Source organism: Paenibacillus sp. FSL P4-0113, from assembly GCF_038009305.1.
Classification (GTDB): Bacteria; Bacillota; Bacilli; order Paenibacillales; family Paenibacillaceae; genus Paenibacillus; species Paenibacillus polymyxa_D.
The window spans coordinates 4,925,231-4,947,444 of the sequence record NZ_JBBPAZ010000001.1 but is presented as its reverse complement, the minus strand read 5'-3'; the positions used below and the strand labels follow the sequence as shown (position 1 = coordinate 4,947,444).

Sequence of the window (22,214 nt, the reverse complement as noted above, 5' to 3'; positions counted from 1 at the left end):
CTACTTACAGATCCAGATTTCCCGACTCATACCTGTCTTATGTATGCGACATTGCTCCGTAAGGGTCCAACCTGACTCGGATAACAATGTTTCCATCGGCTCCGTGCTCACGACCACCGCCCGCGCGGCCAAGCGTCTCAGACTGCGCAGCATCTTCTTTTGTTCATCAGCCGGGAGCACGGAGCACAGGTTATAGGGCATATCCAATATGGCCGCATCGTATGTGCCTTCGAGCTTATTCATATCCCCGAGTTTCACTAGATCTTCTTCATATCCAAAATGACGCAAATTCACTCGTGCCCCACGCACCGCCAACGGATTGATATCACAACCGCGAATATCCTTTCCCATACTCAATGCCTCAATCATTACATTGCCCATACCACAACACGGGTCTAGCAGTTTCAATGAGCCTGGTTCTCCCTTTGTTGCTATTAGATCAGTTGCTGCCAAATTCACAAGTGCCCTAGCTACCAGAACGGGTAGTCCAGTAGAATAATTTTGCGGCTTCTGACGACGCTCCTGCCACGATCTGTCGCTATACTGACACCTGCCCAGTAGCCACCGTTGTCCTATCCGAATAACACCAAGGATGATATCCGGTGTCTTCATTTGCGCCTGGCCATGAATGCGTGCACCAATTCGGCGTTCGATCCCGCGCCGCTCGTCATAGCCGGCCTCATGGTCACCTTCTTTAAGGCACAACACCTTGAAAGTCTTTCCTTCCTCAAGCTGTAACATAGAGGCTGCTTCGCATAGCTCTTCCAGTGTTCCCGCATCTGTCACTACATCCAGCCGAAGATGAATAAACGGGCTGGTCCCCGGTTCCAGGCGTCGATGGGACAACAGGATGGAATCCTGCACGGGCGGCTGACCGAACAAACATTTTAATTCCAAAAGACATAACTCACGCTCTGTTTCATGACACGCATAGGTATACACGTAGCTTGGTTTCATTTCATCGATATTCGTTTTCTGTTTATTCATGTCAGATCTCTTTTCATCTTTTCATTAGGAATCAAGGCTAGAATTTACGGCCTCCGCTATTAGACGGTAGGAGTGAAGCCGCTGCTCATAATCGGGAATCGGTGTGACCAACAGAAACTCATCATTATCGTATTTAATCTGTAAGCTGCGTAACTGTTCGGCAATATCCGACGGCGTTCCCACCAGCCAGCTGGCTCGCATTGCCGGGTCGCCCAATGTAATCTGAGCAGCCCATTGCTGCGCCAGCTCATCCGTTAAGGCACATACTGCGCCTACAGCAACCATGGTACGTGGCTTGTCCATCCGGTTGGATGGCTGAAAGCTGGAGCGGTAAATGCTGAGCATTTCTTCTGTTTGCTGTTCACTCATAAACTGACCGAATACATAGCCTGTTGAATACTGGGCGGCATATTCGGCACTTTTTCGGTTTGTACCCAGCATCCACACTGCTGGCGGCTGTTCAGGCATTGGCCGGGCAAACACAGGCACCTGTTCATATTCGTAAGTACCTTCCAGCAAAGCCAATAGAGCTTCCATCGTCTGTGGCAGCTCCGTCACATGTTGAAGAAAATTGCCGCTCAGTGCCATCGAAGCATGAGGTCCCCCACCAGGTGCTCTCCCCAGACCCAATTCGACTCTGCCAGGATATAGAGCGGCCAGCAGATGAAACCATTCCGCGACCTTGACTGGACTATAGTGCGGAAGCAAGATAGCACCCGCACCCAGTTTGATTGTCTTCGTCACCGCCCCGATATGAGACAGCAGCACTTCCGGGCTGGAGGAAGCCAGCCCCTCCATATCATGGTGCTCCGAGGTCCAGTAACGTGTATATCCCCACGCTTCTGCCTGTCTCGCTAGTTCGCCAGCTCGTTGAACCGCCTGCTCCGGACGGTTACCGGGCAGCAACGGCACCATATCGAGCACACCGAGATTCAACCTTTTTATAGATAAAGACCGAGATGGCATAGACACAATCCTCCCTCCTACTATCAGCTATAAACCAGTTTCTTCTACTATATAGGGGGAATTTAAAGGTTAATCCAGATCATAAATGGAACCCACCTTCAGGCCGTATAACTCATTATAGATTTTTTCAGCAAAAGCATCGGTCATGCCTGCAATATAGTCTATGACCATATGCTCCCATGTCCAGATCGGCTTCGTCTTGGCTTGGTCGCGCTCATAGCGCTGGAGCCAGTCGCTTGGAATAATAGATTTGGATGTTTCCGGGTCCAGAAAAGCCAACCAAAGTCGTTTGAGCATCCACTCACTCCGTTTTTGCAGTCGCTGTACGCGCAGATCGCGGATCATCGTAACCCAAGCAAAGCTTTTCAATACACTCACCGTGCGCAGCATATCCAAATCTTCGTTTCCATCCCGTACAAAGGTCACTTTTTTCCAATTTCCATCATCAATGACACCCAAGCTGCTGACAAACAGACTGACCCAGTATGCCTTCACTTCACGGCGGGTCCGGGAATAATCGTGTTCACACATCGGCATCTTGCCATTCCACACCTTCAAAAATTCACTCAGCACAGCCGCTACCTTCTGCTCAATCTGAGCCAGTTGCCAGCCTTGCCAGAAGCTATCCTCCAACGTGGTGATTTTCTCCGTAATCAGACGAATTAAATACGGATCATACAAGAAGTGCTCGTGTACCTCGATTTTTCCAGCCTTAATCCCATCCTCCAAATCATGCGCAGAATAAGCGATATCGTCGCACAGGTCCATAAGCTGGGCTTCCAGCGTTTTTTTACCATCAGGGATACCCCAATCCTCGCGGATGGAACGTATATATTCCCACTCATGCAGATACAACCCTTTTTTGTTCAGAATCCCTGGGTACGGGTATTTGTTGATCCCCAGTAACACAGCATCCGACAAATTCAAACCATCCACGTTCTCACGCTTCTCCAAAAACATAATCAGCCGGAAATTGTGCGCATTCCCTTCAAAATGCTCATAAATTCGTCGCTCACGCGCATAGGCCTCCTGTCCACGCTTGGACTCCAGTGTGAAGCCTCCGGCAGAGGATATCTTTTCTACCTTTGTTTCAATCAGTTGATCCAAAATCCCGTCCAGTACTTCTTCTCCCTTGTGCCCGAACGGGGGATGCCCAAAGTCATGTGCGATGGAAGCACATTCTACCACTTCAGGGTCAATGATCAGTCCTGCGTTACCTGCCTGTTCCAGCTCTACTTCAGGATAGCGGCGCAGCAAGCTTCGGGATGCTTCACGCGCAATTTGCGCTACCTCCAAGGAATGCGTCAGTCGTGTGCGATAATAATCGCCCGTGCCTGCACCAAATACCTGTGATTTACCCTGCAACCGACGGAAAGTCGGTGAATGAATCAAACGGGAGTAATCCCGTTCATATGCGGCCCGTGAAGCGTCGCTTCGTGTCTGTTCCGCAAATTGCCGATGCTCTCTCTTGTCCTGCCATGTCATAAATCCCACTCCCTACGTACTCAATTGGAGTGATTATACATTTTTTTCGCGCTTCATGAAAGCTCACATGACTTTCAGTTGTATATGTAAGCATCAAACTATCCCACCTAGCGCATTATCGCCTATCAAGCCAAGCCAGTGGTCAGACGATGAGTAATAAAAAAACAAGTCCAAAAAAACTTAATAATAGGGTAAATAGTATAATAAAATAAAACTAGACTTTATATTTAATGGTTTTGAGTTTGATTATTTTCTACAGCGTTACTTCATAAACGCGCTCGATTGTTGAAGATTATTTATTAACTAAGACCTGTTGAATTGCCCCCTAATGCTATCATTTTAATTGTACCTAATTATCAGGCTTGTTGTTGAGAGAGATTTTGAAAAATTAAAAACGCCTATCTAGCAAGATAGACGTAAAGTATAACAAGCTTTAAAGAGGTTGATAACTCACCTCACGCGTTTTTACTTTCACACTAATTTTTGTAATATAATCTTTTTCCTCTTTTGCTGCAATCGAGTGCAGTAAATATTCCTCATAAATATCACCATCTAACGCTAACTTCTCCTGTTCTAAATAAGCGAGTAGCGTATTATAAGTCTCAGTCTGTGAGATTTCATCATAAGGTCCTTGATGATAAATGACCGCGTAGTGTCCAGCTGGTTTCATTCTTGCTGACGGGTCATCTAGGCGACAAAATAGGTAGCTTACGCCTTCAAACTTCTTATTTAAAAAATCTTCTTTTGTATACACAGTACCGTATGCGGCTGTACTTTTAATCCCAAGCTTTTTTAAAAATGGCGTAGTTTGCTCGTAAAGTTCCCCCATTGATAACGACGACCAATCTATTTTCTCGTCGCTATACACAACAGGTTCGGCTGGTAATTGCTTCATCAATACTTCTCCAAATGATACTTCTTCCATCTCTTTTGTCAGGGCAACCGTTCGTTCTAGGAAAAACTGAATATCTTGTAACTTTTGAATTTCCATTGCCGCTTTTTCTTGCTGTTCCATTGCTAATTGTTGTAACGCTTGTACGTTAGGCGCGTCAAAATACGTTTTGAGTTCTTTAATCGGTACCTCAACTGCACGAAGCGATTGAATCGCTACAAATTGATCGAACTGCTCAAATGTGTAGTAGCGATAGCCATTATCAAAGGTGCCTGCAGGCTTAAATAAATCGATTTTATCGTAATAAAGCAATGTATCTTTATTGATTTCAAGTAACTTGGCAAATTCGCCTGTCAAATATGTTTTTTCGAATGTATTTTTCATCTCTTTTCACTTCTTTCTTTACTCTGGAGTTACTCCATACCTTACACTATTCCTTGCGAACATAACACGAAAACATAAATGAGACAAGCAATTACTAAGGTGTTGAACGCACTTAGGTTGATGAGGAAGAGTGCCATGGGGTATATTGATCAATTAATTGAAAACTACGGGTACGCAGCGGTTTTTATTGTGCTTGCCCTCGAGTTATTTAGCCTTCCGATTCCCGATGAAGTGATGGTACTATTATTTGTTGGCTATTTCACGAAAATCGGGCTGTTACATTAGAGTTTTTCTTTCTTAGCTGTTTTTAGTGGGTCATTGATAGGCATGCTTGTTAGTTATGAAATAGGCAAAAGAATCGGTAGTCCACTACTAATTTGGCCTGGTAAATGGTTTGGTTTCTCACTGAAATGGCGTAATAAGGCAGAACGCTGGATTCAAAAATACGGATCCCCGGCCATTATCGTCAGCTATTTTGTTCCTGGCATGCGCCATGTTACGGGGTACTTTTGTGGCATTTCGCATATGCCTCTAAAATCGTACATGCTATATGCTGGGGTGAGTGCTTTACTTTGGAGTCTACTATTTTTAACAATCGGACGAATATTTTACTCAGTTTAAGAGAAAGGTGTTTTAGAGATGACAAAACAAAATGAACAAATTACGATAGCCCCTGTACCGCAGGAAGAGCTAGCAATATTTAAGGAAGAATTACAAGAGGCATTTATGAAAGGGTTACAAGATAGTTTTCAAGAAGCAGAGGATCCAACAGAAATGGGACCAATCCCATCCGATGAGGATTTCGAGCATTCACTTACTGCAAAAGATTCGGTTGTGCGTCAAATTGTACTAAATGGCGAAAGAATCGGTGGCATCGTATTAAAAATTAATCCCGACACACAGCGAAACGAAGTGGACTTCTTGTATACAAAGGCTAATGCACACGGCAAAGGTCTTGGTACAAAGGCATGGGAAGCGATAGAAGCAGCTTTCCCAAAGACGAAGGTTTGGGAGCTACATACACCGTATTTTGAAAAGCGGAACATCCATTTTTATGTGAATAAATGTGGCTTTAAAATTGTGGAGTTTTATCACCGAGGCAATCCAGGACCGAGTATTGAAGGAGAAGAGCCTGAATCTGATGCAGATTATGAGTTTTTCCGTTTTGAAAAGGTCATGACAAAAGAAAGCAGTGAAGCGTAATGCAAGGAAAGGTCTCACAGCTTTGGGCATTGATGAATCGCAGTCAAATGGCGAAGGGGCAATTAGTCTTTTTATTTTTCATTAGTTTAGTGGAGGTTGCAGCTGGGCTTGCTGCCCCCCTGTTAACGATGAAGCTCATTAATCAAATTTCAGATGCGGGTTTTGCCGTAACATCACTCTTGCCAGTCATTGCGATTTTAATTGTGCAAGCGATGTTAAGTGCCATTGCGTTTTATCTGATGCGCCGTTTAGGTGAAAAGGTTGTCGCGAATTTAAGGACAGAAGTATGGGAACATATGCTACATTTACGTTTATCGTATTATGATGCGCATGAATCAGGCGAAACGATGAGCCGCATTACGCAGGATACAAATGTCGTGAAGGAGTTTGTGACCGAGCAGCTCGTGTCCTTTGTGTCAGGACTATTTGCGATCCTCGGTGCCGTTGTTGTTTTACTATGGATTGACTGGAAAATGACATTGCTACTCCTGATTGCTGTGCCACTGACAATTTTTGTGACGTATCCATTAGGCGAAAAAATGTATGCCATCTCAGTAGAAAATCAGGATGAGCTAGCAGGCTTTGGCGGACGATTAGGACGTATTTTATCGAATATTCGTCTTGTGAAAGCGTCGCAAACGGAGCAGCAGGAGCTAGCAGGCGGTAAAAAGCAAATTCAGCAGCTGTACAAGTACGGTTTAAAGGAAGCGAAGATTGTTGCGATTCTTTCACCACTGATGACGCTACTCATGATGGTCGTATTGATTGCGATTTTCGGCTATGGCGGCTCACAGGTAGCAACAGGAGCAATCACTTCAGGCGAGCTTGTTGCCATTATGATTTATTTAGTGCAAATTATTATGCCATTTACACAAATGGCGACGTTCTTTACCAATTTACAAAAAACACTTGGTGCGACAGAGCGTATTGTTGAAGCACTCAATGTGAAGCGTGAAGTACAAGACGGGAAACCAGTATCTGCTACACCACTACCTATCCACTTCCAAAACGTATCGTTTAAATATAATGAAAAGTATGTATTAAATGACATGACATTTACGTTAGAACCGAATGAAACGACCGCCTTTGTCAGCCGAAGTGGTGGTGGGAAAACGACGATGTTCTCCCTTATTGAACGATTTTATGACGCGACATCAGGTGCGATACTGTATGGTAACGAAAACATTGAGCAATTTAACTTAACAGAGTGGCGTGGGCTGTTTGGCTATGTAAGTCAAAATGCACCGTTATTAAATGGAACGATTCGTGACAACGTCATGTACGGGACGAATGGAGCAAGCGAACAAGAGGTACTTGCCGCATTAAAAGCAGCCTATGCCTATGATTTTGTCATGCAGCTGGACAAACGCCTCGATACAGAGGTTGGTGAAGGAGGTATTAAGCTTTCAGGTGGTCAAAAACAGCGTATTGCGATTGCTCGTGCGATTTTACGAAGTCCGAGAATCTTATTACTTGATGAGGCGACATCGAACTTAGATAACGAATCAGAGCGTGAAGTGCAGCTTGCCCTTCAAGCGTTAACGAAAAACCGGATGACGATCATCATCGCCCATCGATTATCCACGATTACAAGTGCAGACCAAATCCTTGTCTTTGAAGAAGGACGCCTGTCAGGTCAAGGCACACATGAAGCATTACAAAAAACACATCCGTATTATCAACAACTTTGGCATAATGGTCGTTTGACTGAAGATTAGACTATAGGATGCAAAAAGGTTTCTAGTAAGTTACTTTCGTGTTCTCTTTGAAAGTAAAGACATTAAAATAACTAATGAAATGGAAGTGGGACAGAACAAAATTCCACTTCCTAAATATTAACAATTTTACATATTCAATCAGCCTCTAAATGACAACATGGCGACGCTGAAAGGCCTTAATGCGATTGTGACGACCTTCTACCGTTGCGTTTGTCCACCGACATTGATGGTAGTTTACGATTTCTATGTTCCAATTGCGCATCGTTTTTAAGGTGCTACAAACAGCAGGGTGGTCCATCTTTTCGCCTTGCTCACACCAACGCTCAAATCCCAGTTTGGCAGCACTAAAGTTAGGCGAGCAGTCATTGCTTCCTTCCATTCCCATACGCTGCGAAGCAGCGGGGAGAAGGTTAGTAGCGTCTCCAGTCGGGTACGGCTCTCCTCTACCAGCGATTCCGCAGGCGGATTGAGTAAGCGATGGTGGGCTTTTAGGTAAGTCCTTGCCCGTGGCAATAGCGTAGACTGAACGGTTTTCCCATGCTGTTCGCTCAGGCTTAAGATACTGATGCCTAATTTTCAAAAACGAAATTATGCAAAATGCTCATGTAAAAAGGTGTCCCCCAGCCATTTGCTACAGGCCAGAGAACACCTTTTTACTCAACTTTATATCCCTCACCACTTTTGCTCTAACGCTTCGCCCTCGGGTCCAATACATCCCGCAACCCATCACCCATCAGGTTAAAGCCCAATACGGTCAGCATGATAGATATCCCCGGAAAAATAACTGTCCACGGCGCGTTCTGGATATATTGCCGTGAATCGGACAACATTTTACCCCACTCTGGCTCAGGGGGTTGTGCACCCAAGCCCAGAAATCCAAGCGCTGCTGCTTCAATGATGGCCGTTCCGATCCCCAACGTTCCCTGTACGATGATCGGTGTCAGGCTGTTAGGCAAAATATAACGGAGGATGATTCGTGTATTATTGGCTCCAAGCGCTCTAGCAGAAGTGATATACTCCTCTGTTTTGACACTCAGCACCTTAGAGCGAACTAACCTTCCATACGTTGGCACATTGACAATGGCAATGGCGTACAACGCATTTTCCAATGAAGGCCCTAGAATGGCCACAATAGCAATGGCCAGCAAAATCCCCGGAAATGCCAGTAAAATGTCGAATAGCCGCGAGATGGCCATATCTGCCCATTTTCCGTAAAATCCTGCGATTAAACCTAAGGCGGTTCCTACAATCATTGAACCAATAACAGACAAGAAACCGACCCACAACGAGATTCTGGCTCCATACAGCGTGCGAGTCAGTAAATCTCGACCGAGATCATCCGTACCGAACCAATGCTCCGCAGAAGGAGGCTGCAAACGGCTCACCAAATTTTGCTCTTTATAGTCAAAAGGAGCAATCCACGGCGCGATCAAAGCAATGATGACAAAGAAGATAATAATGCTCAGGCCGACGAACGCCATTTTATTGTGACGGAATGCCCTCCACGCGTCCCTCCAAGGGCCAGTCACAACAGGCAAATGCGCCAATGTACTGCGTGTCGTAGGTATGTTGTTGGGTTCCATTGAAAATTGTGACATCGGACAAGCTCCCCCTTGAACAATTGACGACTTGATTACTGATAACGGATACGCCGGTCGAGAACCGCGTACAACAAATCGACAATCAGATTAATGATGACGAACAGAAACGCTATGATCAGAATTCCGCTTTGAATAACCGGATAGTCACGCGAACTGATCGCTTCAAAAATGTACCGCCCGATGCCGGGCCAGGCAAAAATGGTTTCTGTCAGTACCGCGCCTCCCAGTAGTGATCCCGTCTGAAGACCGATGACAGTAAGCACAGGGATCGCAGCATTTTTAAGCGCATGTTTGTACACGACTTGAAAAGATGCCAGCCCCTTCGCCCGAGCCGTACGGATATAGTCCGCATCCATAACCTCCAGCATACTGGAACGGGTAATGCGCGCAATGACCGCCATTGGAATCGTTCCCAGTGCGATACTGGGTAGGATCAAATGCTTGATAACGGTCCACACCTGATCCATACGTCCACCTATGAGCGCATCAATAACAGCTAAATGTGTCACAGCTTCCACAGGATCACGGGAATTCATGCGTCCGATGGAAGGGAGCCAATGCAGCTTATTTGCAAAAATCCACTGCTCCATCAAGCCCAGCCAAAAAATGGGCATCGATACTCCGACCAGGGCAATGACCATGCTGACATAGTCAAACCAGGAATTTCGCTTCCAGGCACTCACGATGCCAGCGTTCATTCCAACTACTATGGCAAAAAACATGCTCGCTACTGTCAACTCCAGCGTAGCCGCCAGATAAGGAAGCATTTCCCGGGCAATCGGCTGTCTGGTGCGAATGGAATCACCCAAGTCTCCATGTGCCAGTTCACTCAAATAGGTTCCATATTGCTGAAACCACGGCTTATCCAGTCCCAATTGCTCACGTAGCGCCTGCTTGGACTGTTCCGTAGCTTTATCTCCTAGTATGGTTTCCGCCGGATCACCCGGAATAGCATGAATAATCGAAAATACGATAAGCGTCATGCCTAGTAATACAGGAATCAATATGGCCAGTCTTTTTACAATATATGAGTTCATATCCTATTCACCGCCTGCTTGCGTTTGGGCTATTCAAAATAAATATTTCCGTACGCTTCCATACCTGCCGGAGAAGGTACAAAACCCTTGAGGTTCGCTTTACCTGCCATCAACGGTGTGCTGTGAACCAAGGGAATCCACGGTGCATCCTGTTTAATAATCACTTGTGCTTGTTTATACAGTTCCCCACGCTTGTCCTGATCGACCTCAACCTGCGCCTTCACCAATACTTTGTGGAGTTCCTCATTCACATAAAAACTACGGTTATTGCCTGGAATCGTATCCTTGTCCAGCAATGTATAAAGGAAATTATCCGGGTCACCATTGTCCCCGTTCCATCCCAACATGTACAGATCATCCTTCTCTCCTGCTTTAAGATCATCCAGATACGTAGCCCATTCTGGAGATTGGATGTTGACTTTGACGCCTATTTTTTCAAATTCGGCTTGAATGGCCTCTGCCACCTTTTTGCCGTCAGGCATGTAAGGACGAGATACGGGCATTGCATAGAAGGTTAACGGCTCGGGAAGCCCGTTAGGAAAGCCCGCTTCCGCCAGTAAAGATTTAGCCTTATCCAGATCATAGGCGTAGTCCTGAATACTATCGTTGTATCCCCATAACGTAGGTGGCATCGGATTGACCGCAGGCTTAGCCTGCCCTGCAAACAATGCATCAATAATGGCCTGCTTGTTCACTGCGTGATTCAGCGCCTGGCGCACCTTGGGATTATTGAATGTTTTTTTCTTTAAATTAAATCCAATGTACGCCACATTAAAGGAGGGACGTTCAATTTTCACCAATTCGCTATTACCGTCTAGCTGCTTTGCATCATCCGGATTCAAATCCTCCATCAGGTCAATTTCTCCATTTTGCAGAGCATTAAATCGCGCGGTATTGTCGGGTATGGAACGAACAATGATCTTTGCCAACTTCGGCTGGCCCTCTTTCCAATAGTTTGGATTCTTCTCCAGCGTGATGGTATCGTTCCGTTTCCATTCCTTAAATACAAAAGGCCCCGTGCCGACCGGATTACTCTTGAAATCAGCCTTTTTCTCCTGAATTGCCTTGGGACTTGCAATACTAAAGGATGGCATAGCGATATTTTGTAAAAACGGCGCCTGCGGCTTGTTCAGTGTAAACTGGACACTGTTCGCATCTACCGCTTTAACCTCCTTAATCACCCTACTTCCTTCAGGACCGAACATAGAATCATAATAGTCAAACGAGTCACCTTCAAATTTGTATGGACTTTTTGGATCAGCCCAGCGGTCAAAGTTAAACACAACCGCTTCAGCGTTAAAGTCACTTCCATCATGGAATTTTACACCCTGACGCAGCTTGAACGTATAGACCAGCCCATCCGGTGATACTTCCCAGCTCTCTGCAAGCCCCGGTTGGATCTCCGTTGTGTTTTCCTTATATTCCAGCAGTGTGTCGAACACTTGCATTCCAATTTTTAGCGACTCGCTTTCAGTCACAATGGCAGGATCTAGCGCCACGGAATCTCCGCCGCGTCCATAAATAAGCGTGTCCTGCACGCCCTCTCCTGCTCCGCTTGGTGTTTTCCCTGCCTCTGGCTTTGCTCCTTCACCTGATCCCCCACAACCGGAAAGCGCCAAAACAGCTCCTAGCGCAAGCACCAGCAGAACGGTCCAGATTTTGTGTTTTGCATACTTTTTGCTCATGCAGCAAACCCCTTTCACACCTTATATATTGTTAATTCGTTGATACCGGATGAATGTCAATTCTTGAATTGACATGACAAGCTTGTCCTCAAGCTGTAATCCCAGGTTCCGAGTTCATCAAATAGGTGTAGTAGGACAGAAGTGTTCATAATCTAGTGGTGTAAGAGATGCTGTAGGGTAATAAATAAATGTGATGTGATAAAGAGAAAGAGGAGTATGTCAGGTCGTGGTGAAAGTGTGACATATACTCACAAACAGTGAATATTATGCTCAAACAAAGTTGATTATTGGATACTTTACTATAAAATCTGGAAGACGACAAGGGGGTTTTTCATACATTACGATATGTTTTTATACATCATGTCAATTAATATTACAAACCAACTTACACGATCATACCAAACATATATTCCTGCTGGGGGTCTTTAACCTCCAAGCAGGAGCATGATCTTACCTCAAAAATGTATTCAGCACCAAACCTACATCCTTAATATCCTAATTCCCAGGTATGTTCTGAAATAAACAAACATACAAGAGCTTTTACCGCTTGATTTGGCTGGTAGACATGCTGCATTTCCACCCAATGATTCACACTTTTAAAACGTTCTAGTTCAGCTTATGTAGAAATCATGAAGAACATCACTTTACAATAAGTGCAGGCGGTTGCCTTTGAACCGCCTGTCTATTTACGTTTCAGGCGTATGGATTAGTTTTCATGAAAATAATCCCTTTTTCGCATAAAATTTATAAAAGATCATTTGGTCGTTTTAAACACACCCAGACGGTTCAGTACGACCAGTAAGCGATAAAAATCGTAACTGCTTGGCAGTTTCGCATCCACAATCGGGCTTGCTGGATGAAATGCAACAGCGGCAGCCATTGCTTCCTTCGCCCAGGTCGGTACAGGCATAGTCTGATGCGCCTCCAGCTCAGCTACCCGCTGATCCACTTTTTTAATATAAGCGCTTTGTTCATTCAACGTCTGCTTGAGCACATCTTTGCTGTTTTCAAGAGCGGCGACCTGCTGCTGCAGGGCCTTAAATGCCGCTTTTTCCTCTGCTGTCATTGACTCATCCCCCTCTTCTCCTGCAAATGCTTGGCGTAGCTCGGCCTCTGTTCCGGCGTATACATTCAGGTCAACCGGCCCTTGAATTCCATCAACCCGTCCACTATCGCTGTATTGCCAAAAGTCCCAGTTCTTCCATGCTGTGGTGTCGCCGGGCACCCGTGTACTATAACGTGCAATCCACAGCTTATAACTGCCCAATGGCGCTTTGAAATGGGCAGCAAAAGCATTCCCTGTGTATACCATCGGCTTACAGCCGCTTACCCGTTCAAATTCCGTTACAAATGCCAACGCAACCTCATGAATCGTGGCCGAGCTAAGCCCTCCCGGATTATTTTCGTAATCCATCACCGCTGGCAAGTCCAGCGCTTTCGCCCCACCCACCTGCTCCAACACCTCGGCGAAATGCCTGGCTTCTGCTTTTGCTGCATTTACATCGGTCGCATCTACAAAATGGTACGCTCCCAGTAAGAGCCTGGCTGCCTTGATCCCTTTTGCATTCGTGATAAATGTCGGATCGACGTAACGCTGTCCTTGACTCGCTTTAATAAAGGCAAACGATTTACCATCGGCTCGTACACGCTTCCAATCAATCGTTCCCTGATATCGGGACACGTCAATGCCTTCGGTAGCATTAGGGCTACGACTTTGCATAAGGCGCTCCCTCCCTGTCATTATAATGTTGTAGCACTCTGTCTCTGTTATATATGCTTGGACCATCCATACGGTCTGGGCTTTTCCACTTTTACACCGAAAAAAGGGCAAAAAGGTAGTCAGCCTATTTGGGTGGTGGTCACTGGTGGCACTTTATGAAACTTTATTCTCTTTGTCGGAAGGGTCGGTTGACTTTATTTTTTCTCCACTTGACTTGGACTCAAAAATAGCTACCGCATTCCGTAAAATATCCGGCATCGGCACTCCCATTCTGCCCACATTTTCAATAATGGACAACAGCTCGTTCGCTAAATAAAAGAAAACGACGGCATCCCGGAAGTAATGTGCATCCCCGAGAATACCGTCGATTAGGTGAGCTACCGTAATGAGCAAAAACACGGTAACCTTGCGAAAAATACCGTAATACCCCTGGCGGCTTTTTAGCTCCCCATTAATCCAGGCCGCTGCCCATCCGGTGAAAAAGTCGATCACGACCATCCACCACAGCAACGTCAACATAGTGGTCCACCCCCCGAAAAAATAACCGATCAAGGTCCCCGTGGAAAGCCCCAGCCAAATCTGATCGATCTTTTCATGCATATTTGTTCCCCCTTTTGAACCAAGGTGTAAAGTGAATGCCCTTGGACTGATCCAAGGGCATTTAAACAATTTTTTTGTTTTGTTCTCTATACTGTTTTCTTACGGAAAATAGAGTTATACCATTTAACCGTTTCTTCCTGTCCATTCAGAGCAGCGGTTAATGATGAATTATCTACGTTGCCCGTTACCAGATCAGAACTCTTGGATAAAATAATCTTCATTACTTGTTCACGCTGTTCTTCATTTAAAGCGTAGCTTCCCATGATCGTTGCTATATCGCCCTCACCCCGCTCATAGCGAGTGATGCAAGCATGAGCACAAATACGCATTTGAGCCTCTGATAAAGCGGCCATAACTATAACTTCACCTCTTTTTATAAATTTTTCTATTACGAATAATTGTCAGTACACCTTATTTTCCGCGTTACCAAGCATGAGCTGGGTCAGTGTCACTTCGAGATCTGCAATACGTTGCTTCAATTGATCTGTCTCACTCGGCTGTTGCTCTGCCTTTTGTGTCAGTTCCTTAATCGCTTCCTCACTCAATCCTTCACTCCAGAATGTCGTTGGGTCTCTTCGTTCTGGAGCCGTGAATGTCTGAGCAAAATATACAGGTTCATCCCCGCGTTCGTTTTCCAGCTTGTTTTGCCATTCATCATGCAGCTTCTGAAATACTGTCTGAGCTTCCTTGTTCAACTGCTCATACGCGTCCTGTGCTTCTATCACCTTTTGACTATATTCCGCTTCATAGGCCAGCCAGCCTTGGATATCAAAATGAGGTTGGTATAGACCGGGTGGTACTGGAATTCCTACTGTAAAACCAGCAGGGATGCTTTCTGAATTGGTTGCATCTATGGTGCTAGAGCTACTGTCAGCAAGCCAATGGGTGTCTAGTTGCTGGTTTGTATCAGATAGCGTGGGCGAAGATGGAGTATAAAAAGGGACGACACCCGAAAAGGCATCGTCCACCAACTCGTCCTCCAGATAGAGGCCGTTTGTATTTACTTTAGGTACTGCTTTCATGGTATGACCTCCTTATTGCTCTGCTATGAATGGCGGGAAAAGAACGCTCACCGTAGTGCTATCTTTTGCCCCTCCACCACCAAAACAAACTCTTCCATCTGGAAAAATATCAAACGGTACAAAAACAGGCCCGCTAGGTCCATAGCCATAAGAAACAGGGCCTTGTATACTGATAGGTCTGTAACCTTGCGGCAGAGTAAACAGTGCTAACCCTCCGTTTGTCAAACCATTCGCGATTAGCCCCCTGATATGGACGAACCCGTTACTATCCTTCATTATTCCTACGGGTCTACTCGTAGCCCACCCATTAAGCAACGTCGGTGATATCCATGCAGGACTATCTTTGTCAGCCTTCTTGTTCTCTACCACGGACAGTCGCGTATTAGCCTGTTGCACACTCTCCACCAAGTCAGCTAAAAGCGTTTTCTCGTTGGCTGCATAGGAGCCTGTGAACGGTACGACTGGCGATGGGTCAAGCATCAGGTACGTGACGCTGTAAGCCGCTGCTCTATCTGCGTCCGATGCATATAGAAGTTGAGCCAAAGCGCCCGCGCTTGTAACCATTCCGGTGCTTTTAGACCACTTCATATCTAAAGCACCGTTTTTATACACCGCTAGCATTTGAGTGGTTCTATTTTTAAGCAAGCGAGCGGAAAAGTTGGAGTTATTTATGTTCATTCGATTACCATATTGAGTTATAGTTTCCGTGTACACGTCAGCCGATTCACGCAATACAATACCCGTACCTACTTCGACCTGATTATCACCCTCGTTAAACGAAAGTTGGCCCTCGGATACAATCGGCTCCACAGCAGGTGTTGCGAGTTGGTATACAAGTTGGTACGGCGTGTACCCTGCATACGACTGTTGCGGTGCAGATTGCGTGAAATTAGCTGCACCGACACGTTGCGCCCAATACTTAGTACCTGTACCCGACCATGTAGCCGTAGTCATGGCTTGAGCATTTGCAGGAGTGATGGTATTAGCATCATAGGCTTTGTAGCCATAGAAGTAGGCTTTGATGTCGTCTAATGTCGGTGTGTAGCTGTCTGCCCATCCACTGTCTGCAACAGGGACAGAAACAGCAAAATTGGAAGCGGTCGCGTCTATGGCCCATCTGTCGGCTGTAGTGTCTTGCCCGCCCCACGACAGTATTTTTCCATCAAATTTTACCCCCGTGCCATTGCCGACAAATGCATAATTTACATCGGATACTACAGGATAGAGGGTTTTGAAACCCGTTCCAGACCCTATGTTATTCACTTTAGTGATTTTACCGCCATCTAACAGGATGCTTTCGAATCTTTTCACTTTAAAATATTGCCCATCTTTTTCAAACACCGTATCGGCATTTGCGCCAGTAACTGGATCGGCATACAGGTCTGTTTGCAGAGCCAACATGGAATCCTCGCGCGGCATGAATGGTTTTGCTGTGCTGCCAATGTTAAGCATGATATTGGAAAACGTTATTTCATCAGTGGATGTGCCCAACAAGCGGATTACTACACCATTAGTGCCTACCGGAACTGTGAAGGTGTAAGAGATAAGTCCGATACCTGTTACATTACCGACAACTGCAGTCTCGTTTTGTGTATTTACATGAATTCTACCCGTTGACCCACTCGACTGAGCAGAAATAGTGTAACTCTGACCAGAAACTAATGGGTAGATGGAAGATATCATTATATTGGAAGAAGAAACAACAACACTTCGATCATCTTTAATAACGGGTGTTCCAACCTTAGCGTTCCATGAATAAAAAGAATGAGGGGCCAAATTCTCCCCATACCGTATCACATATGGATTACGTACAGGCATTACGCTGTCTACATATGGATATTTGGCAGCTACCTGTTCAGCAGTCATGCTATCTAAGGCAGCATATTCGGAAGCGTTAACCTCATAGAGACGAATCGCGTCTGTATAAAAAGCCTGACCCGTTGCTGTGGAAATCGCTGATACTTCCAAGTTTATAGCAGTATCGTTTGCCGGTGCACATTTTGTATAGATCGTTACAAATTGACTCTTATCTATGGATTGCTTGAGCGCCTTATTACCACCCGTAGAAAAGTTTACATAAATATTGTTTGAAGCGTTGATGTTTTTAACATCAGCCAGGGCGATATAGTATCTTCCGCCAGTAAGCTTTAATCCGCTACTGTACACGTTATACACGCCGGTGGCGTTCTTTGCAGTGACCTTGATTGATCCCATACCCTGCACCTTATTAGATGTATCAACTGCAAGATCGGCTTCCCAACCTAAAAGGCTACCGATTTGGTCACCTGAGCCTACGCGCCCAAGCAGGTTAACCAGCATTCGTCCCTTTATTCCGGACAAAGAAAATGGTGCCGCCTTAACAGCGTTAAGTATTTGCACCCCGGGTTCGAGAGTTACCGCCTTACGCTCTGTCGTATCCAGACGCTTCTTGATCTCATTTACACCGTCATTCACGTCACCCGCAAATTCATCTACAGAGCGCCAGTTTTCATCCAAATACTTCTCCAGATCAAAATATGTGGTTTTGGGCGATGTGCGGTCAATTTGATTTAAACCAAGATTCGGTGTTTTTTCGCTTGCCATGTTATGCGCCACCTCCTAAATATCTATCCTGTGTTGTATGTTCATTTTCATAGAGGGTCATAGACTCCACTTCGGCAATGGTCAGGTAGCGTAATTTATACTCCACTGCCATGTGGGCGGGCTTGATCTCCTCAATGGTTGCTTTCAGGTCCTCCACGTTGGGCGGAATCCCGATGGTATCTATAAATTTGACCGTAAATCCCCATTCGGCAGGGTGAAAAATAACATCTACCGTACCTCCGTCATACGCCTCTGCTACATTTTTGACAAGCCGACCGGAAAAAGTTCCTGCCCCTCGCAGCTTCGACTCCACCACCGCACGCCGTTGGTCCAATGGCTTCGCCAGATCGGTTTCAATCCCCAACTCCATTTCCCAGCGTTCCAACCCCCATGTGGCGGTACGTACAAAAAACTGTCCCACCGTTGCATCCATTGCAAGATACAAGGCGTCCAATTCGCTTCCTTTAGCATCCATATCGGAACGCATCACGCGTGAGGTTTCGTAATAGGAAGGCAAATAGGAAAGCAGCTCACGTCCTCGCTCGCTGCTCATTTGGCCCACTGTATCTTCCGCTATCGTTACTCGATTAACCAAAGTGCCACTACGGTTTGCATGTTTTCCCTGGTCTGGGTTATTCAATAAATCGCCAAAACTGTTCGTTCCATTGTTACTCACTGACGCTCACCGTCCCCAGCACGGCTACCTGGCCTGAGCCAATCTCAATATTCTGATTGCTCTGTCCATTGATTTTCAGTTCAGAGAAATCAATAATAATCGGAATATCGAGCAAAACAGCAGAAATCCGGGTATACCGTACCAACGGGTCTTCCTTGTAAAAGGCAAGCTGCTTCAAATACGTCCGCACACCGCTCTCGATGAGCTTTTTGATTTCATCCAGTGTGGACGGCTTCTCTTTGGTACGCTGTACCTTGACTGAGATGTTAATCTCCACTTCTGCTGCTGGCATGATCGTCACCACAGGGCCCGCTGGCGCCAGTCCTTCTCCTTGTCCATCCTGCGTCGGATCGATGTACTTCTGCACCGCAGCGACGATATCTGGGCTGGCTGCGCGTTTATCCGTATCCAGCACATATAACCCCACTGTTCCCGGTCCTTTCCAGAGCGGAACTACTTCCACGCCACCCACTCCAGCAATCTCATTCGCCCACTGAGTATACTGCGCCTTGTTGCCGCTTGTGCCCTGGTTCCGCACCTTGGCATAAAAACGCTCCAGCAACAGCTGGTCGCTCTCAACGTCTGTACCGCTTTTGGTTTGCTCCGTATTGATCACAGAGGCAACCCCGCTAATCGGAGTGGCCATCACCTGGATGACGCCCGCAGGTACATTACCGCTGCGCCCGGGGTTGACCGCCCGAATAGCCGCTTCCCCGGCACCTTGTTCATCCAGCGTGACCGAAGCCGTGGTCGCATACTCAATAGAAGCTTCCCCGGATACATCATCTGCCGGGGTCGCCACCAAGGTCCCCGCCGGGACAGTCGTTCCCGCTGTGCCCGTGAACGTAACCATACCTGAGGCCGCAACCGCTTCTCGCCGTGTCACCCCATGCTCTGCTGTCCGCAAATCCAGCTCCGGCGAACGAAAATCCGGGTTGTCGCTGGCTGCTGTGCTGGCAAAGCCCCGACGCAGCAGCTCCTGCGCCCAGATCGCCGCTTCCGAGAGCATGAATGCCACCGGCGCCTGCGCATCCCAAATAAAAGAGCCCTCGGACTTATCAATATCCGAAGGCACTTTTTCCAGCATTCGATTTAAAATTTCCTCTTCCGTCTGGTCTACCAAATATTCCGGCAAGTCTGCCATTAGATCACCACACTTTCCACAATTTCCGTTTCATCCCGCACGTTCGTAATCTGGCAGCTAAAATGGCACGCCTCGCCTTCCCAGCGAAACGTGAACTGATCCACACTAGCCGTACGTGCATCTGCTAGTAGCACCTCTGTGACCATGCGTTTAATTTCACTTTCCTGCACACCGTGCCCATAGCTGCTGCCAATGAGCTCCTCCAGCTCACTCCCATAGTCAGGTGAATAGATCACATGCCGGTAGCGAGGAGTGCGAATCGCTTTTTCACACCACTGTACCCACGCTTCCTTCTCCCCTGTAGTCACGATTTTACGACTAGGGCTCATAACAAACTCACCGGCTTCAAAATCAAACCTCCAGCTTCGCCCAAATACTGCACGGTTATCCTCCAGTATATCCGGGTCGGTCATATCCCTGTCTGTCCAGATCATATCATCTGTTTCGGGAAATAAATTAGCCACGTCCACTCACCACCTTGCACACGACCACCACATCATTGCCGCTATTCACCCGAACCGCCAGTACACGATCTCCAGGCTTGAGTCCTTCGTTCAAACTGAGATTCACATCCTCCAGCTCGTCTTCCCCGATATAAAAGGAAGTTTTCAGCTCTTTACCTTCCCAATTTTCTGATTCCACTGCGGTTGAGGTACCTTTGTACATATGGCGTGGTACAGATAGCAGTCCCGGCAGCTCCGCGACCAGATAATCCTGAAGCTCATGTTTAAAATCGTCCAGCTTGAGTCCCGTGGAGGTGATCGTGCCTAGTACCGCGCCTACTCCACTCAACGCTTGCCGAGTGTGTCCCGCCATAGACGACTGCATTACACTTACAAATGCACCATAGGGATCTTTACTCAAGAAAATACCTCCTTTTAACCATATCGAAGGAAGCGAGCTCTAAAGTCATATTCCCCGGGCTCCCCAAATCCCGACTGACTGAAGTAACAATCAGCTTTAATCCTTGTAACATCACAGCTTCACCGGCACGTATGGTATTAATATCTGGTAAATTAACTGTAAAAGTTTCCTGGATTCCAGTTAGATGACTTTTAGCAAGCTTACTGGCTCCGCCAGCTGCTTTCACTTGATCATCTTCCACCAGTTTTTGCAAAGTACCTAGCGCTTTAGTATCCCCTTCTGCTACAGCCAGCACCTTAGACGGTACCTCTTGTCCGCTTCCTACGTTCTCATTAGCTGTCATTACTTTGACCTTAGTTACGGCTCCCTCAAGTGTCCGCAACTGCGTAAGATCAATAAATCGGTCTAACACATAGGGGGAAGGATTGCTACCGATTTTAAATAGCTCCAATCCAGCACTTGTCATGCGTAACTGGTACAAATCTCCGCCCAATTTTGCTGTCTCTTTCAAATCAGCAAGCATCATGGAATATAGGGTCTGGGCACGATAAATACCTTTTCCTAATCGCACTTTCGTATCAGGTATTGAGGTGATCTGAAACTCCCAATCCTTCGCGTATTTACGCAACCGCTGCGTAGCTGTCTGTCCTTTGGGAAATAAATATTCATCCTCGGATTTATCCAGATAAATCGTCCGATCATATACCACCAGAGAGAAACGTTTTGTACCGCTGTTAGAGCTCTCTACTTCCCATACAACAGCAGGGTGGAGAAGTGGTACCTTTACATTTTTTCCAAATGGAATTCCACTGACACGAATAGACATTCCCGGAGTAATCGTGGGCATAACATTTGAAGCAGCTACACGTATGCTGGCCTGATATGCAATTTGATTAAGAGCATCTTTTAAAGTTATTTTCTCAACTAGGGAGGTAAGATCATATCGATCTTGAAGTATTACTTGGTAACTCATGGCATCACCAGCTTTTGACCCGCTTTAATCCTATTCGGATTGTTGCCTATGATCTTTGAATTCACTTGATATATACTTTTCCATTTGGAACTGTCCCCCAACTCCAACTTTGCAATTTTAGAAAGCGAATCCCCAGTTTTGACAGTGTACGTCTTAGATTTAGTTTTAAGATTCGTGCGTGGAAGGTTACTAGAGTTTACTTTTTGAGGAGAATTCCCTTTTCGCAACACTATTTTAGGTTCCCTCCATGTACGCAAAGTAATTTCAAAATATATATCTCCTGCCTCGCCTCCACGAAAGGTCGTATTATGAGCAATGATAAAAACAGGAACATTAATTAGTGTATTCGTAATAATAAATTGGTACGGCTTCTCTGCTTTTAACATTGCATTTAACCTGTTCATCGCTTCGTTAGGATCTGGGATATTTTTATAACGACAATAGGATGCATCGTACACCTTGGGAAAAAAAGAAGAAAAGGTGATTTCTTTCACCTTTTCTCCTTGTGGAAAATCAAATTCCCCATGTGTAAGCATCGTAACTGTTTCATACCCTTTTTGCCGTGAAATATTCACCTCTTCGGGATTAACTGGGAATTGAAACACGCTTTGACCATTAATCAGAAAAAAGTCTATACCCATAGCCTCCCTCCTTTCTGCTGTGATAGATTTACG

Annotated in this window: 20 protein-coding genes and 2 pseudogenes; 3 read left to right on the top strand and 19 right to left on the bottom strand. The window is 46.0% G+C overall.

The window, feature by feature from the left end:
* The 4 genes from MKX46_RS21560 to MKX46_RS21545 all read right to left on the bottom strand — a co-directional run bounded on the left by MKX46_RS21560 (position 1) and on the right by MKX46_RS21545 (position 4,714).
* A complete protein-coding gene (locus MKX46_RS21560; protein ID WP_341038987.1) occupies positions 1-987 on the bottom strand; it encodes a methyltransferase domain-containing protein in 987 nt (328 codons plus the stop codon).
* Positions 988-1,011: 24 nt separating this feature from the next.
* On the bottom strand, positions 1,012-1,953 hold the full coding sequence (locus MKX46_RS21555; RefSeq protein WP_341071922.1) for an MsnO8 family LLM class oxidoreductase: 942 nt from the start codon (positions 1,951-1,953) through the stop codon (positions 1,012-1,014).
* A gap of 69 nt (positions 1,954-2,022) precedes the next feature.
* Complete coding sequence (locus MKX46_RS21550) at positions 2,023-3,438, bottom strand: deoxyguanosinetriphosphate triphosphohydrolase family protein (protein ID WP_341071769.1); 1,416 nt, start codon at positions 3,436-3,438, stop codon at positions 2,023-2,025.
* A gap of 433 nt (positions 3,439-3,871) precedes the next feature.
* Positions 3,872-4,714 carry a MerR family transcriptional regulator gene (locus MKX46_RS21545; RefSeq protein ID WP_029516179.1) on the bottom strand — a complete coding sequence of 281 codons (843 nt, stop codon included), beginning with the start codon at positions 4,712-4,714 and terminating at the stop codon, positions 3,872-3,874.
* A gap of 303 nt (positions 4,715-5,017) precedes the next feature.
* Between MKX46_RS21545 and MKX46_RS21540 the strand changes: the two are divergent.
* From MKX46_RS21540 to MKX46_RS21530, 3 genes and pseudogenes are all read left to right on the top strand, one after another.
* Positions 5,018-5,335: pseudogene (locus MKX46_RS21540) on the top strand (DedA family protein); the annotation flags it as partial.
* Positions 5,336-5,353: 18 nt separating this feature from the next.
* On the top strand, positions 5,354-5,917 hold the full coding sequence (locus MKX46_RS21535) for a GNAT family N-acetyltransferase (protein WP_029516178.1): 564 nt from the start codon (positions 5,354-5,356) through the stop codon (positions 5,915-5,917).
* Positions 5,917-7,635 (top strand): ABC transporter ATP-binding protein, encoded by a 1,719-nt coding sequence (locus MKX46_RS21530; RefSeq protein WP_340931581.1) that lies wholly within the window; start codon positions 5,917-5,919, stop codon positions 7,633-7,635. Before MKX46_RS21535 ends, MKX46_RS21530 begins: the two co-directional genes overlap by 1 nt.
* Positions 7,636-7,792: 157 nt before the next feature.
* On the opposite strand, the pseudogene MKX46_RS21525 reads toward MKX46_RS21530, so the two are convergent.
* The 15 genes and pseudogenes from MKX46_RS21525 to MKX46_RS21455 all read right to left on the bottom strand — a co-directional run.
* Positions 7,793-8,169 (bottom strand): annotated as a pseudogene (locus MKX46_RS21525) (transposase); the annotation flags it as partial.
* A gap of 152 nt (positions 8,170-8,321) precedes the next feature.
* Positions 8,322-9,233 (bottom strand): nickel transporter permease, encoded by a 912-nt coding sequence (gene nikC, locus MKX46_RS21520; protein ID WP_103048940.1) that lies wholly within the window; start codon positions 9,231-9,233, stop codon positions 8,322-8,324.
* A gap of 35 nt (positions 9,234-9,268) precedes the next feature.
* Entirely contained in the window at positions 9,269-10,273 is a 1,005-nt protein-coding gene (locus MKX46_RS21515; protein ID WP_318626986.1) for an ABC transporter permease, read from the bottom strand.
* Positions 10,274-10,302: 29 nt separating this feature from the next.
* The gene (locus MKX46_RS21510; protein WP_341071768.1) at positions 10,303-11,958 is read right to left on the bottom strand and encodes an ABC transporter substrate-binding protein; all 1,656 of its coding nucleotides are present in this window, start codon (positions 11,956-11,958) and stop codon (positions 10,303-10,305) included.
* Positions 11,959-12,712: 754 nt separating this feature from the next.
* Entirely contained in the window at positions 12,713-13,678 is a 966-nt protein-coding gene (locus MKX46_RS21505) for a glycoside hydrolase family 25 protein (protein WP_341071767.1), read from the bottom strand.
* A 153-nt stretch (positions 13,679-13,831) separates the two neighbouring features.
* Positions 13,832-14,278, bottom strand: a complete 447-nt coding sequence (locus tag MKX46_RS21500; protein ID WP_039269501.1) for a phage holin family protein — start codon at positions 14,276-14,278, stop codon at positions 13,832-13,834.
* An 86-nt stretch (positions 14,279-14,364) separates the two neighbouring features.
* Positions 14,365-14,631 carry a hypothetical protein gene (locus tag MKX46_RS21495; RefSeq protein WP_340931572.1) on the bottom strand — a complete coding sequence of 89 codons (267 nt, stop codon included), beginning with the start codon at positions 14,629-14,631 and terminating at the stop codon, positions 14,365-14,367.
* A 48-nt stretch (positions 14,632-14,679) separates the two neighbouring features.
* Positions 14,680-15,300 (bottom strand): hypothetical protein, encoded by a 621-nt coding sequence (locus MKX46_RS21490; protein WP_340931570.1) that lies wholly within the window; start codon positions 15,298-15,300, stop codon positions 14,680-14,682.
* 12 nt (positions 15,301-15,312) lie between these two features.
* On the bottom strand, positions 15,313-17,883 hold the full coding sequence (locus MKX46_RS21485; RefSeq protein ID WP_341071766.1) for a hypothetical protein: 2,571 nt from the start codon (positions 17,881-17,883) through the stop codon (positions 15,313-15,315).
* A gap of 1 nt (position 17,884) precedes the next feature.
* Positions 17,885-18,559 carry a YmfQ family protein gene (locus MKX46_RS21480; RefSeq protein WP_029516167.1) on the bottom strand — a complete coding sequence of 225 codons (675 nt, stop codon included), beginning with the start codon at positions 18,557-18,559 and terminating at the stop codon, positions 17,885-17,887.
* The gene (locus tag MKX46_RS21475) at positions 18,552-19,703 is read right to left on the bottom strand and encodes a baseplate J/gp47 family protein (protein WP_029516166.1); all 1,152 of its coding nucleotides are present in this window, start codon (positions 19,701-19,703) and stop codon (positions 18,552-18,554) included. Before MKX46_RS21475 ends, MKX46_RS21480 begins: the two co-directional genes overlap by 8 nt.
* The gene (locus tag MKX46_RS21470; RefSeq protein ID WP_340931565.1) at positions 19,703-20,167 is read right to left on the bottom strand and encodes a DUF2634 domain-containing protein; all 465 of its coding nucleotides are present in this window, start codon (positions 20,165-20,167) and stop codon (positions 19,703-19,705) included. The genes MKX46_RS21475 and MKX46_RS21470 overlap by 1 nt, the downstream gene beginning before the upstream one ends.
* Positions 20,160-20,567 (bottom strand): hypothetical protein, encoded by a 408-nt coding sequence (locus tag MKX46_RS21465; protein WP_165176500.1) that lies wholly within the window; start codon positions 20,565-20,567, stop codon positions 20,160-20,162. The genes MKX46_RS21470 and MKX46_RS21465 overlap by 8 nt, the downstream gene beginning before the upstream one ends.
* A complete protein-coding gene (locus tag MKX46_RS21460; protein ID WP_340931561.1) occupies positions 20,560-21,540 on the bottom strand; it encodes an XkdQ/YqbQ family protein in 981 nt (326 codons plus the stop codon). Before MKX46_RS21460 ends, MKX46_RS21465 begins: the two co-directional genes overlap by 8 nt.
* Positions 21,537-22,175, bottom strand: a complete 639-nt coding sequence (locus MKX46_RS21455; protein ID WP_254329439.1) for a LysM peptidoglycan-binding domain-containing protein — start codon at positions 22,173-22,175, stop codon at positions 21,537-21,539. Before MKX46_RS21455 ends, MKX46_RS21460 begins: the two co-directional genes overlap by 4 nt.
* Between the last annotated feature and the right edge of the window lie 39 nt (positions 22,176-22,214).